This window comes from Alphaproteobacteria bacterium (assembly GCA_016722515.1).
In the GTDB taxonomy this organism is placed as follows: domain Bacteria; phylum Pseudomonadota; class Alphaproteobacteria; order Rickettsiales; family JADKJE01; genus JADKJE01.
The window spans coordinates 993,308-1,006,207 of the sequence record JADKJE010000001.1; the positions used below are offsets into that span (position 1 = coordinate 993,308).

Genomic DNA, 12,900 nt, shown 5'->3' on the forward strand with positions numbered 1-12,900 from the left:
TCTAGTCGTGGCTTTCCATTATAACAAATGATGCGCCAGCAAATAATGTTTAATCATCAACAAATCCTGCCATGCCTCACGTTTTTGGGATGGCTGTCTTAATAAATAAGAGGGATGGAAGAGTATGGCGGTTTTGATGGGTTTTTCCAGGTAAGGATTAGAGTATTCATAAAATTTCCCCCGCAATTTAGTAATGCCCTGCGGCGTATTAAGTAACGTTTTGGTTGCAACACTTCCCGATAAAATAAGCAATGACGGCTTAACCAGGGCAATGTGTTTTTGCACAAATGGCTCACATATCGACAATTCATCAGCCGATGGATTGCGATTGCCAGGAGGTCGCCAAAAAAGAGTGTTACTGATATAAATATTGGTTTTACGGCTCAGTCCAATTGATTCAAGCATTTTATCAAGCAACTTACCACTGACACCACAAAAAGGAATGCCTTGCTGATCCTCATCGGCACCAGGCGCTTCGCCCACGAGCATAATTTTAGCGCTTGGCACTCCATCTGAAAAGACTGTGTTAGTCGCTGTTTTTTTGAGGCTGCATCCGTCAAATGCAAGAAGGGAGGCTTTTAACTCATCAATGCTTGAGGCTTTTTCTACCAGGTCAGTGGCCAGCTTGCGCGACGCAGACGGGCCATCCGTAAAGGGCGATACGGCTGCTGCAGACGGGTATATCAATGGCGCTGGAGTAGGTGCTGGCTGACGTTCCTTGGTAGTATCAGCTTGCGAATCAAGAACATGTGTAAGGGCGGCCGCAAGCGTCTGCACGACAGGAGCCTGCACCACCGGTGGTATAAACACAGGTTTTGGATTAAATAAAGGCACAGGGATGTCAGCGATGACTTCATCCACCCCCATTGCCTGATACCATGAAACTAATCGTGCGCTGTCCATCGCTGTAGTATGCGTGAATCTGGGCAGGAATGCAATCGCGAAAAGAAATCCCTCTGCACGGAGTGAAGAGGATTAAACCTCACGACCCTTGACTATTCCCGATGAACTGGCGCGATCTTCTTGGAGTTGCTGACTATGAGGTCCCACCCCTATTTTCTGGGCAATAAGATAGTTCCTGGTCGCGTTCCCATCTCGAGGAACATAGGAAAGTGCAGCGTTTATATAGTCATTGATGATCAATTGCCCCTTTAACCAGCCTTTAATTTCACCAAGCGCGCTGTCTATTCCCGCCTGATCCCGGCGTGATGCCGCATTATTTAAACGCTCTGCGTGTTCTTCTATTTCTGAAATTGTGCGTAAAACCATAACATATCTCCTTTAAAACAACCAAGGGACTGTATGGTATAGCTGAAAAATAATCAATAACTCTATGGCTTGGAATGCTCTTTCTTGCCTTCAATCTTATCCAACCTCAGCTTGATGAAATAATTCATAAAATTAACTTCACCTTGATCAAGGTTTTTCTCATTATCCAAAAGACGCTTGATAACCACCAGAGCTTCTTGGTCTTCATTCAGTTCTGCATGGATAAAGGCCGGAAATTGTTTAACCCAAATTGGAACACCAGGGGCATCGGTTTTGGCAAGTTTATAGGCCAGTTTGAGCGCCAGCTCTTTATCACCAAGTGTATGGTTGGCCAAATAGCAGGCTTGATACATCCACCACCATTTATGGTTGATATCGTGATCTGCATGTTTTTCAAGGTAATTGACAATATAACGTACATCATCTTTCTGCTGGGTGGCTGAAAAATAATAGCTGGCAAGTGAAGGAATCAGGTTTGAACGGCTATCGAGCGTATCCAACAGCAAAAACCACCGGTAGAGTTTAGAAAAATCATATTGATTAAACGCACTGAACCGGCCAAAGGTATCTCCCGCATTCTGGATCATAAACGCCAATTCATAAAAATAAAATTGCTCATCGCCAAAGGCCAGTGCTTTTGCTGCACGCTCCCCAGGAGGATTGGGAACAATTTCCATCTCCGGCTTTATTCCCTTGGTGTTATACCAAAACGTAATCTGGCTGGCGAGGCACAGGATCAAAAGGAAATCACTGAAATAGAAGCACCTGTGTTTCATTAAAATTGCTTCCGTTTAAAATCAAAAATTGCGACCCCCAGCAAGAATGGGATATAGACCGCGGCTTGAATAATAAACAATATCAAATCATGCGTAGCATGCGCACTGATACCGTAAATGAGCCATTCACTTTTGCCAAAAAAATCAAGCCTGGGTAAAAACATCGATGTAGCCATCACCACATATTCGGATAAATGATCAACGATAATGCTTGGCTGATAATAATGAGGTATTTTGGTAGTGGCCATGAAATAGCCCATCATGCGGCTGACCACATAAAAACCAAGTGATAACAAGACAGGGCTGACTGCACTTTGCAGGATTAAGCTGGTGACCAAGGCAAATGCCACCATTAACGTACCTTCCACCACAATACTGAGCCCCCACAACATAAGGCTTTGCACATTGGCTGGAGCAATAAAGGCCATAACGGCAATCACCGGAATAGTTACCAACAACGTGAGCACCACAAAACCCAACCAGTATTCGATCACAAATTGGAATCGCGAAATAGGTCGGGATAATTGCACTTCGATTTCTTTATTTTCAAAGGCGCGCCGAACATGAAAACAAACGAATACGATTAAGCCAGTCACCAGGATAAAGCGTGAACTAAAAGCGGCATAGGAAACCACCATGGCACGCGTTTCAATCATAGAGGTATTTCCAAGAAAATAAGAAATACCAATAGCGACGAGGATAACGATAAACAATCCGATGAATAATAAATCACGGGTGGCAGTAATAAGAGTATATTTCATGAGTGGGCGCATACACAATTCCTATGATGCTTTAGATGTAAGAAGCCGCCCCAAGGGGCGGCTTCTTTATTACATATTAGAATACAAGCGGACGAGGATCGTGGGTAAAGGTATTATAAAGATGTTCATCGGCTTTATTGATTTTTGTTACACCAGGCACGACAGTGGCTTTAATGAAAATCACCGTTTCAACCATGTTGGTTCCTCTCAAGCTGGTTTTGAAGAAATTGCCAACATAGGGTATTGAAGAAAGAACCGGCACACCTCTGTCATTATTATCGCCGCGTTCTTCCATCAAACCACCGATAACCATAATTTCGCCACTTTGGATTTTAAGGATCGAATCCATCTCCCTTACGTCAATGATAGGAATCTCACTTGAAACATCATTCAACCCATTAAGTTCCGCTTGGTATTTGACACCAGGATCGGAAATCGTACCGATAATTCTTGTCAATGTAGGACGGATATTCATATAGATTTCGTTTGACTCAAGATTGATTGAAGGTAAAAGATTCAAGATAACTCCCACCGGAACCGTATTGAGTGTGCTTTTAACAGTACCGTTATTGCTCACCAAAGTAGACGTTGTTCCCGTTGCAGCCGTCGTCGTGTTATTGCTTATTTCAACCGTAAAATAGGGCTGATTTTGGGCAAAGGTTAATACGGCCTGTTGGTTATTGATAGCATGAAGGCGCGGACTAGAAAGCGTACGCGTTGCCCCAAATTCATCAACCAGGCTTACCAGTGCATCGAGTGAATAATTACCCGATTTAAGCACTTTATGGATACTGAATGCATCAGTGCCGCTACCAAGGTTCGACGAAAACGCAGCATTAGCCAGCGTTTTACTCGACGATGCAAGCGTCCAGTCAATACCCGTACGATATTCATCTTTCAATGACACTTCCACGATCTTAGCTTCAATGAGCACTTGAGCTGAAACCGTCTGCATCAGCTTATTCAAATAATTTTGAACATTCTTATGCTGTTTAGCGGTTGCAACCACACTGATAATACCGGCCTGTTGATTCATAGAAAACGAAGTAGCAACATTCTCTTGCTGACCATTGCCGCCTTGCTGGTTTCTTCCACCTTGGGCTTGCTGAGCTCCATTGGGTTGTTTTTTCTGTTTTTCTTCTTCTTCAGGATCACGCAGGCTTGATTCTGTTTTATCCCTGAGGATAACCGTTATCGTGTTATTGATATCTTTCCATAAATCACCTTTATAATTAGCCGTGATTGAGCTGGATGAACCAGACGTAACGCCTCCGCCACCACCGCTGCTTGATCCACCGCCGCCGCTTGCACCACCACTTGAACCGCCACCACCGCCGGATCCACCACCACCTGAAGAGCCGCCACCACCCGAAGAGCCGCCGCCACTGCTACTGCCGCCACTTCCACCACTACCAAGCACGGAAGTATTTACGTTAATGTTGGAATCGTTTGAACGAATGAGATTAAGAAAATCCACATGGTAATTCACAAGATAAGGAAGATCGCGGACGATACGCAAAATACCATCTTTATATTCGTATCTTAAATTAGCCAGGTAGGCAATACGCTCAAGGATTTCATGGACAGGCTTATTGTTAAAACGCAACAGTAAGCCACCCTTAATATTGGGGTCGATTTCCATATCAACATCCGCTAAGCGCGATATTTCAAGTAGCACATCTTTTAAAGAGGTATCTTCCGTTACCGAAAGCGAAATACGCTTATCTGCCACTTCGTCAGGCAATGTCGGAGGAATAATAATAGAAGAAAAATCAGGCGAAGAAGCATCGCCTTTCTCACCTTTTTCTATTTCTGCTCCAAAACCGCTTTTAGGTGGAATCAATTTATTATAATATTCCGTACGGGTATAATCCAACGCCTTATCAATATCGGAAGTTGAGCCTTTATCTGCGGTTGAACGGATATCTTCGCCTGGAGCAAGACCGGCTTCACGCGTGCGGTTATACTGATAATTAGCACTATGCTCTTTAATATAAGCACACGACCCTGTCAGAAACAAGACACCCACGGTGAAGGTTGTGACCGATACTACATGGAGTACGTTTGCGACCAGTGGTATGAGGCGATTGGTTAAAGGCATGGAAATATCCCCGTCAAAGAAATTATTTACCTAACCATAAGCACGAACGGTAAATATTCGGTTAATCAGATGGGGGAAAGACGATGAACGCTGCACCTAAGGTAAAAACAAGCGCTTAAAGCGGTGCCAAATCGGTTGCTGTGGCGTTATAAGAGGCATTTCCTTTAGGAGGCGGTGGCATCGAAGAAGAATTACTCGTCCACAATAAATCTGTAATCATCACGGGTTGCTTCAGGCGGTAATGATAAACCGGTAGATTTTCCATCACCCGCTGGACATAATTTCGTGTTTCTTTAAAGGGGATCAATTCTACCCAATCAATGACATCATAGATAGATAATGCTTTTCGTGGATCACCATAAATATTAATCCATTGATCCACATTACCAGGACCAGCATTATAAGACGCAATAGCTAATACATAGGATTGTTTATAACGGCTCATCAGGTCTTTAACAAAAGCGTGGCCGAGTGTTAAATTATAATGGTAATCGTGATAAAGTCGATACGGGTCGTAAGCAACATTCAGTTTTTTGGCCAGGTGTTTGGCGGTATCTGGCATAATCTGCATCATACCGGTTGCACCCGCAGTGCTACGGCTGTTTTGCTCAAACATACTCTCCTGGCGAATAATACTGTGAATCAAAGCATTACCGGCGGGAGGCAATTTTAAATCGGTGATAATAGGATAGGTATAATCGGGAATAAGCACGCCAAGATTAAGTGCTTCTTTACCGGTAAATAAAGAAAGGTTAGCCCTGTTAAAATCCATTCCAGCTTTGCTGATCAACACCATTTCACCTGGTGTTTTAGCCTGAACAATCGCCGCTTGCAAGAACGTGCGGCTTAATTCCACTTCACCGATACTGGTTAAAATATTAGCGGCTTTTGCCAGCTCATTACGCTGATAAAGGGAGATATCGCTTTTTTCAACTTTTGGTTTTTCTGGCAGTAAAAATCCTTCATTCGTACCAAGCTCAGATAACGCCAACTGACCATAAAAACTGGTGATATAGGCAGATGCGGTTTTAAACCACTGTACCGAAATATCGTTATTGCCATTTTCCTTGGCTGCCCGTCCAGACCAATAGGCCCCCCGTGCCAAACTGCTCGTGGTCTCCACGCCGTGATAAAGCTTAAAGAAATGACGATACGCAAGGGCTGGATTATGCAGGAATCGTAAGGCAATCCATCCGGCAAGCCATTCCCGTTCGGCAAATACCGTACCTTCAACAAGATCATGATTTTGAGCAATATCATAGGCTTCCTGGAATTTCTGGTATTTGATCATGGTACGAATATGATCACTGGCAATATTCCACCATTTTTCAGGGTGAGGCAAGTTTTTGGGAGCCGATCTTAACAGTGAAATAACACCTTGGGGATTATTACGTTTATCACGCCACTGTATACGGTCAAACAGCAGGCCTGGATCATTACGTAAGCGGGTGGGAACGCTATTGATTAACGAATCACCGCCATGGCGTTTTGTTAATAATTCAATCCGCACCCGAAATAATTTTTGATAATCATACGGCACCTTAGGAATCATGCGCTTTGCTTGAGTAACCTTTTGTGCCCATAATAAATTATCGGCCCGCTTAACATGTTCTTTTGCGGTGAAAAGATTGCCATAATTATTGAGGAATGTGTCTTCTTCTATTGGGCCGAAATCGCCTTCCATCCAGGCATCTTTCAACAAATCAATGGCACGTTGTTTTAAAGCGGGATCTTGATTTTTTTGATTATAGAGTTTTTCGCCATAACGTCGTTTACCAATAGCGGTAATAGGTGGATATTTTTCAAACCATTCTAAAATTTCTGCCTCACTTAATTGATTGCCCATGGCTTCTTCGGCATGTCGTAGCAAAATATTTTTGCGGGGAAAATTAGGGTTATTTTCAATGAATGATTTAATTTCCTGAAAAATAACAGGTACGTTGGTTGTCGTAAAATAGCGCCAGCTGACAATTTTGCGAATCGTGATGTCCTGACACTGGGCTGCATACGATCTGGCTGATGTCCATTGGCCATTATCCCCAGCATCCAGTGCTAATTTTGCACAATCCATATCTTTGCGCGAAATATTCCACGACGCATGCGCAGATGAACAAACCCCAAAAGAGATGATAAGGAGAACAACAACTAGGAAATATGGAGTACGATACATGGATGAAGGCGTTTGTTTATAGCTTATGAATCTTGATCGTACATGAAAATAGGTGTTTTTAGAACTTTATTTTGATGGTAAATGCCATTTCGCTAAACGGCTCTATCGTATACGGTTGCTTCCAACATTAGTGGAACCATCCGCTCGGAGGGAAAAAGCCAATAATTGGTCTATAGCTATAGTTTTCCATTTTCCTTAAGCACATCCCCCACCAAAAACAACGACCCGCAAATCAAAATACGTGATGGTTCTTTTATCTTATCAACCAAATAATGAATCGCCTCATCCAGGGACTCGCGGCTTTGCGCTTCTAGTCCAACACTTCCAGCCGCCTGTGTAATCATATCAGCAGGCTGGGAATTAGGTTCGGATTTAACGCAGAACCCGCACACTCCGGTTACTTTACCTACCATCGGCGCAAAAAAACCGCTGCTATCCTTACCCTTCGTCATGCCGGTAATGAGGCATGTGGGTTTATCGTTATTATCACTGATCCAGCGCGCCAATACCTCTGCGCCACCGGGATTATGCCCACCATCCATCCATAATTCCCAATCCTGCGGCAATGACGCCACTAAACGACCAGACGTAATACGCTGTAAACGCCCCGGCCAATGAGCCGTTTGCAATCCCTGAACACGCTGCTGGTCATTGATATCAAAACGTATTGCCCGCCGGCTTGCTGCAATCGCACATCCTGCATTGAGATATTGATGGACGCCCGCCAGTGATAGCTGAGGAAACAACAACTCATATCCAGCTTCCACATATCGCAGACCATCAGGTGCCTGGGTAACCATCCAGTGTTTGCCATATTCCCATAATGGAGCACCACATTCATTGGCTCGCTGTCGGATCACCTCCATCACTTCAGGGAGCTGCTGACTGACGATGCACGGTGCTCCAGGTTTAATAATACCGGCTTTTTCAAAGGCAATTTCCTCGATGGTATTTCCTAAATAATCCATATGATCCATTGAAATGGGAGTAATGATCGTGCAATCAGGTTGAGGGAATAAATTGGTAGCATCCATCCTGCCGCCCAATCCCGTTTCAAGAATACACACATGCGCATCATGTCTGGAAAACGCCACAAAAGCAGCTGCCGTCGTTCCTTCAAATACAGTCGGATGAATCTCTGCTTCTTCACAGGCAAGCCGGCACAATTCAATCACCTCAAATAACTCGGCATCGCTAATGGTACGATCGCCAAAATCTATCCTTTCATTAAACTCAACTAGATGAGGCGAGGTATAGGTCTGCACTTTTAAACCAGCTGCCTTAAGAATCGCTTTCAAAAAGGCAACCGTTGAACCTTTACCGTTGGTCCCAGCCACATGGATAATAGGAGCCATGCCCAGATGTGGATTGCCAAGCACCTCCATCAGGGCTTTGATACGAATCAAGTCCAGGTCAATAGGACGTTTACCGAGCACTTGCGGCCAATGAGGCATATAAACCATATCGCTTCCTTTTTAGTAGAAACTCCGGGGGAAACCATGTATAATTCCACAAAGTTCTTAATAGAGATTATTCAGAATTAACGCCAGCTTTCAAGTGAATTTAAAGAGAAATGAGTAAATCAGCCACGCCTAGCAAACCAAAACCTAAACCGAAAAAGCAACCTTCGCGTAACAAAAAGGTGCTTATGTTCCTTCTTAAATGGGGCTTTGTGGTTGGTGTTTGGGGTGTTATTGTGCTGTTAGCCATGGGTGCCTGGTTTGCAACCGACCTCCCTGATGTACGTAAGTTGACCGAAGATTTTAAAACCCCAACCATTACCGTCTTGGCCGAAGATAACAGCGTGATTGCGCGTTTGGGTAACGTATACGGTAAATATCTCACCATTAAAGACATGCCTAAAAACCTGGTGAATGCCGTTGTGGCAACTGAGGATCGCCGCTTCTTCCATCATTTTGGAATCGATTTATGGGGATTGCTGAGGGCGAGCGTCGTCAATTTCAAAGAACATCGCATTGTTCAAGGTGGCAGTACGATCACCCAGCAATTGGCCAAAATCACCTTTTTATCGCCAGAACGTACCTTCCGCCGAAAAATGCAGGAAATGATGCTGGCATTATGGCTTGAATATAATTTCTCAAAAGACGAAATCTTTACCATCTATATGAACCGTGTCTATCTGGGCGGCGGAACCTATGGGGTTGATGCCGCTTCAGAATTTTATTTCCATAAGCCTGCACGTAAAATGAACCTCTACGAATGCGCGATGATTGCTGGCTTATTAAAGCCCCTTCACGTTATGCTCCCCATATTAATCCAGACCTTGCCGAAAGCCGTACCCACCAGGTTTTGTTAAATATGATGGATGCTGATTTCATTAACCAAAAAGAACTGGCTAAAGCTGAAACTAAAGCACAAACCACCATCAGCACCAGCAACAGCATTCTGCAAACGCCTTATTTTGCCGACTGGATCAACGAACAATTGCCTAATTATATTGGCCATGTCGAAAATAACATTACCATCTATACCACCCTTGATCCTAAGCTGCAAAAATATGCCGAAGCCTCCATGTCTAATTTGATGGATAAAGATGCGCAGCGTATGAAAGCGTCGCAAGGTGCCATGATCGTCATGACCCCCGATGGACAGATAAAAGCCATGATCGGTGGCCGCGATTATCAAAAAAGCCAGTATAACCGTGCAACCAAAGCACTGCGCCAACCAGGCTCTCTCTTTAAAGTCTTTGTGTATCTTTCGGCGGTAGAAAATGGTCTCAATCCAAACGATATCTTTATAGATGAACCCATTACCATTGGCAAATGGACACCAGAAAATTTTGAACGTGACTATATCGGCGAAGTCACTGCTAAACAGGCCTTTGCCAAATCAATCAACACCGTAGCCGTACGTCTTGGTGCTCAAGTAGGCTGGCAGCATATTGTGAATACAGCCAAAAATTTAGGCATTACCTCCCCACTACAGCTCAATCCCAGTATTGCCTTAGGCAGTAATGAGGTGACCATTTTGGAAATGGTTCAGGCCTTCGCCCACTTCCCTAATGGCGGACGTCAGGTTGAAGCCTATGGCATCAAAAAAATTGTCAACCATAAGAAAAAAGTTATCTATAAACACCCTGAACCACAACGGCCTTATCTTATTGAGCAAAATGCACTTTATAAAATGAACGAGCTCATGGAGGCTGTTGTTCAACAAGGCACGGGAACCAATGCTAATATCGGCCGTCCGGCTGCTGGCAAAACGGGTACGAGTACCGACTTCCGCGATGCCTGGTTTATCGGCTTTACACCACAATTGGTTGCAGGTGTATGGGTAGGCAATGACAATAACTCACCCATGGCTAAAACCACCGGTGGTTCACTACCTGCACGGATATGGCGCTCATTCATGCAGCAGGCGATGGCCGGTAAGCCAGCCCTGGATATCCCGACCTCCTACAGCGAAACCCATACCGAAACAGATGGAACACAAGGATCAGCTGAGGGCAAAGAGAACAATAACCCTAATTTTGTGAATGATATTTTCAACGCATTGGGCATTCATTAAAGCGGGGAATTCATCGTTTTGTCTTTGGCATGGCGGCAGCTTGCTGGGTCTCAGCAACTCACATAAGAGATGGGTTAACCTTTTTTTAAGCGCACATCCCTAGAATGGGCGCATCTGTGCTGCACATCATTTGCTTGATCCATGAAAGATTTTGTTAAACAAATCGCCTCAAAGGCCGCATTATTTTACCTGCCGCCACTGTTGGTGTTTGTGGTTGGGATGTATCTTACCTGGTGTTCTATCTATTATATTAATGCTTATCATCGTTTTGAAAAAGGCACCTTATTTGCCAACGATGCCTCACTGCGCGTTGACAAAGTGAAGGAAGCCGTTTTAAATCATGTGGCCGTTATCAGCCAGTTTCGTAATTATTTCATTTCGGCAAACTCAATCGACCACCAGGAGTTTTCGAGTTTTGCTGCGCCTATTTTAGAAAAATACCCAGGCATTAAACGTATTGAATGGATCCCCAGGGTCTTAGACCATGAACGCCCCATTTATGAAGCCGAATCTCCATTTACTGAACGCGATACCAGTGGAAAATTATCCCACGCCAATTCACGCAAAGAATATTTTCCTATCTATTATGTTGAGCCTATGGAATGGGAACAAGAAGTGGCCGGGTATGATTTAGGCTCGGATGCCAATTTACGCAAAGCTTTATTTCTAATCGCCAAAACCGGAAAGAATTTTGCGGTTCCGGTTGTACCCATGCAAACCTCTAAAGAATTAAAACTAAAAACACCTGCCAATACGCTTTCTTCTGAACTTCATATATTTGCACCGATTTATCTTAATCAAGATGAAGAGCGGGAAAGCCAATTTATCGAAACCAACGAAGGACCTGCCATTATCCTGGTTCAAGGATTTGTACGCGTGGTGCTTGACGTTAAACAAATCGTCAATTCTACCCTCTTTCCACTTTATCCAAGGCATATTGATATTTCGATCGAAGATCTTGCCGCAAACAAGCCCAGCAGCTTAGTCTATTATTACAGCAGACAATCGTCTACACCTGTACCTGATATCGCTCAATTATATCAAGACAGCAAACAGATGCTCTATGCTGATATCATTCATGTACTCGGAAGGACCTGGCAAATTACCTGTATCTCTTATGACCCAGTCTATTCCCCCCATACCAGACGTCACGACTGGTTTGTTTTAAGTGTTGGCGTGGGATTAACACTTTCGGTTTGCGCTTATTTATGTCTTTTGACTCACGCTTATCGGAAAAAATTAACCCGCCCTTAATCTTTCACACTTAGGATACCAGGAGTTAATCTGTATTAACCCATTAGTATCGTGTTATGCCATCACTATTACCCGAACTCGAATTACCGTTCAAAGATTCCCCTCCTCATAAAAACTATAAGGGCACGGTATTAACCGTTGATGACGAAGACCTCAACTTAGATATTCTCTCGACCATCCTGGAACATCATCAATATCGTGTTTTACAAGCACGAGATGCGAAATCGGCATGGGCACTGCTGCAGCAATATCAAGATGAGATTGATGTTATCGTGCTTGACCGCTTGATGCCGGATGTGACGGGTCTTGAATTTATTGACTGGATGAAAAAGACTTCAAAATTTAATCATATCCCCGTCATCATGCAAACAGCCTTGTCCAGCGAGAAAGAGATTCTCGAAGGCATTAGCGCCGGTGTCTATTATTACCTGGTAAAACCTTTTACTCGCGAAATGTTGTTGTCACTGGTCCAGTCTGCGCAAAAGGACCGAAAACATTATGATAAATTACGCACGCAAATTTCGCAGCATGTCAATGCCCTGCATTTAATGCAGGAGTGCCATTTCCAAGCACAGACACTGGCCGAAACAGAAGCCTTGTCATCATTGATCGCCCCTATTTTCCGCAATGCTGAAGATGCCGTTTTGGGCTTGTCAGAATTAATGATCAATGCCATTGAACATGGCAATTTAGGAATTGGCTATCACGAAAAAACCATTCTTAATCAGCAATCACGCTGGGAAGATGAAGTTCACAAACGCCTAGAACTCCCCCAACATAAACATAAAAAAATAAAGGTGTCTGCCTATCAGTTACAGGATATGGTCGAGGTTCATATCCGTGATGAGGGCGAAGGCTTTGATTGGCAGGCCTACCTTGAAATCAGCCCCGAACGCATCACCGACAACCACGGCCGCGGCATCCCTATCGCCCGTAACATCTGTTTTGACCAAGTGGAATATTTGGGAAAAGGGAACCATGTGGTCTGCAGATCGGCGAAGCTGGGGATTAAATAACGGCCTTACCTATTTAATATCTCGA

The 12,900-nt window shown here is 44.0% G+C and carries 11 protein-coding genes; 4 read left to right on the forward strand and 7 right to left on the reverse strand.

All coding sequences use genetic code 11. The annotated features are described in order from the left end of the window. Window positions 1-18: 18 nt before the first annotated feature. From IPP74_04575 to IPP74_04605, 7 genes are all read right to left on the reverse strand, one after another. A complete protein-coding gene (locus IPP74_04575) occupies window positions 19-867 on the reverse strand; it encodes a uracil-DNA glycosylase (GenBank protein MBL0318553.1) in 849 nt (282 codons plus the stop codon). 108 nt (window positions 868-975) lie between these two features. After that, entirely contained in the window at window positions 976-1,269 is a 294-nt protein-coding gene (locus tag IPP74_04580; protein ID MBL0318554.1) for a hypothetical protein, read from the reverse strand. Between the two features lie 62 nt (window positions 1,270-1,331). Beyond that, the gene (locus IPP74_04585; GenBank protein MBL0318555.1) at window positions 1,332-2,045 is read right to left on the reverse strand and encodes a hypothetical protein; all 714 of its coding nucleotides are present in this window, start codon (window positions 2,043-2,045) and stop codon (window positions 1,332-1,334) included. After that, complete coding sequence (locus tag IPP74_04590) at window positions 2,045-2,818, reverse strand: hypothetical protein (protein ID MBL0318556.1); 774 nt, start codon at window positions 2,816-2,818, stop codon at window positions 2,045-2,047. The genes IPP74_04585 and IPP74_04590 overlap by 1 nt, the downstream gene beginning before the upstream one ends. 64 nt (window positions 2,819-2,882) lie before the next feature. Then, window positions 2,883-4,907: a hypothetical protein gene (locus tag IPP74_04595; GenBank protein ID MBL0318557.1), complete on the reverse strand. Its 2,025-nt coding sequence runs from the start codon at window positions 4,905-4,907 to the stop codon at window positions 2,883-2,885. Window positions 4,908-5,022: 115 nt separating this feature from the next. Then, window positions 5,023-7,077, reverse strand: coding sequence for a lytic transglycosylase domain-containing protein (locus tag IPP74_04600; protein MBL0318558.1), 2,055 nt, complete (start codon window positions 7,075-7,077; stop codon window positions 5,023-5,025). A gap of 176 nt (window positions 7,078-7,253) precedes the next feature. Continuing rightward, window positions 7,254-8,540: a bifunctional folylpolyglutamate synthase/dihydrofolate synthase gene (locus IPP74_04605; protein ID MBL0318559.1), complete on the reverse strand. Its 1,287-nt coding sequence runs from the start codon at window positions 8,538-8,540 to the stop codon at window positions 7,254-7,256. A 110-nt stretch (window positions 8,541-8,650) separates the two neighbouring features. On the opposite strand from IPP74_04605, the gene IPP74_04610 reads away from it, so the two are divergent. The 4 genes from IPP74_04610 (at window position 8,651) to IPP74_04625 (ending at window position 12,875) form a co-directional block, all read left to right on the forward strand. After that, window positions 8,651-9,394, forward strand: a complete 744-nt coding sequence (locus IPP74_04610) for a transglycosylase domain-containing protein (protein ID MBL0318560.1) — start codon at window positions 8,651-8,653, stop codon at window positions 9,392-9,394. After that, on the forward strand, window positions 9,298-10,605 hold the full coding sequence (locus IPP74_04615; GenBank protein MBL0318561.1) for a hypothetical protein: 1,308 nt from the start codon (window positions 9,298-9,300) through the stop codon (window positions 10,603-10,605). The genes IPP74_04610 and IPP74_04615 overlap by 97 nt, the downstream gene beginning before the upstream one ends. Window positions 10,606-10,746: 141 nt before the next feature. Next, window positions 10,747-11,859 (forward strand): CHASE domain-containing protein, encoded by a 1,113-nt coding sequence (locus IPP74_04620; GenBank protein ID MBL0318562.1) that lies wholly within the window; start codon window positions 10,747-10,749, stop codon window positions 11,857-11,859. Between the two features lie 56 nt (window positions 11,860-11,915). Continuing rightward, complete coding sequence (locus tag IPP74_04625) at window positions 11,916-12,875, forward strand: response regulator (GenBank protein ID MBL0318563.1); 960 nt, start codon at window positions 11,916-11,918, stop codon at window positions 12,873-12,875. Window positions 12,876-12,900 lie beyond the last annotated feature (25 nt).

Excerpts from the sequence above, each read along its gene's own strand:
- IPP74_04575 (MBL0318553.1), bottom strand. The coding sequence starts at position 867 with ATGGGGGTGGATGAAGTCATCGCTGACATCCCTGTGCCTTTATTTAAT.
- IPP74_04580 (MBL0318554.1), bottom strand. The coding sequence starts at position 1,269 with ATGGTTTTACGCACAATTTCAGAAATAGAAGAACACGCAGAGCGTTTA.
- IPP74_04585 (MBL0318555.1), bottom strand. The coding sequence starts at position 2,045 with ATGAAACACAGGTGCTTCTATTTCAGTGATTTCCTTTTGATCCTGTGC.
- IPP74_04590 (MBL0318556.1), bottom strand. The coding sequence starts at position 2,818 with ATGCGCCCACTCATGAAATATACTCTTATTACTGCCACCCGTGATTTA.
- IPP74_04595 (MBL0318557.1), bottom strand. The coding sequence starts at position 4,907 with ATGCCTTTAACCAATCGCCTCATACCACTGGTCGCAAACGTACTCCAT.
- IPP74_04600 (MBL0318558.1), bottom strand. The coding sequence starts at position 7,077 with ATGTATCGTACTCCATATTTCCTAGTTGTTGTTCTCCTTATCATCTCT.
- IPP74_04605 (MBL0318559.1), bottom strand. The coding sequence starts at position 8,540 with ATGGTTTATATGCCTCATTGGCCGCAAGTGCTCGGTAAACGTCCTATT.
- IPP74_04610 (MBL0318560.1), top strand. The coding sequence starts at position 8,651 with ATGAGTAAATCAGCCACGCCTAGCAAACCAAAACCTAAACCGAAAAAG.
- IPP74_04615 (MBL0318561.1), top strand. The coding sequence starts at position 9,298 with ATGCGCGATGATTGCTGGCTTATTAAAGCCCCTTCACGTTATGCTCCC.
- IPP74_04620 (MBL0318562.1), top strand. The coding sequence starts at position 10,747 with ATGAAAGATTTTGTTAAACAAATCGCCTCAAAGGCCGCATTATTTTAC.
- IPP74_04625 (MBL0318563.1), top strand. The coding sequence starts at position 11,916 with ATGCCATCACTATTACCCGAACTCGAATTACCGTTCAAAGATTCCCCT.